Here is a 424-nt window from a genome sequence, read left to right on the forward strand (position 1 = left end):
CCCCCTTTCCCACACCCTGGGTTGGGGTTGCTTGACTTATAACGGTGGCGCCCATGACCCATCACCCAAACCTATACTGGACACCGTAACCACTCCTCGGGTAGGTCCACTCAATGGCGTTGCTTGGGCACACCACCCTGCATGTGCCGCACTCCAGGCAGCCCTCGTGGGAGAAGAGCACCGTACCGTCCTGGGATGGTATGTAGCACCTGGCTGGGCATAGGAAGGTGCAGGGTTTGGCATCGCACTTACGGCACTTATCAGGGTCAATTATCCTGATGTGGGGCCTTTGGCTAACGTCCCAGGCGTTTGAATTAAGCCTCTCCTCAATGGGGATCTTCCTGTTGTCCATGCTCATAGGTTCATCACCAGGCTTAAGGCATCCTTAGCCATGTCGGTTAGGGTTAACTTACCCTTATTACTC

General features: G+C 55.0%; 1 protein-coding gene. It reads right to left on the reverse strand.

Going from position 1 to position 424, the window contains the following annotated elements:
* Window positions 1-61: 61 nt before the first annotated feature.
* A complete protein-coding gene (locus AAX04_RS11530) occupies window positions 62-358 on the reverse strand; it encodes a ferredoxin family protein (protein WP_084761534.1) in 297 nt (98 codons plus the stop codon).
* Between the last annotated feature and the right edge of the window lie 66 nt (window positions 359-424).

It is taken from the genome of Caldivirga sp. MU80 (assembly GCF_001663375.1).
Taxonomy (GTDB): Archaea; Thermoproteota; Thermoprotei; order Thermoproteales; family Thermocladiaceae; genus Caldivirga.

Excerpts from the sequence above, each read along its gene's own strand:
- AAX04_RS11530 (WP_084761534.1), bottom strand. The coding sequence starts at position 358 with ATGAGCATGGACAACAGGAAGATCCCCATTGAGGAGAGGCTTAATTCA.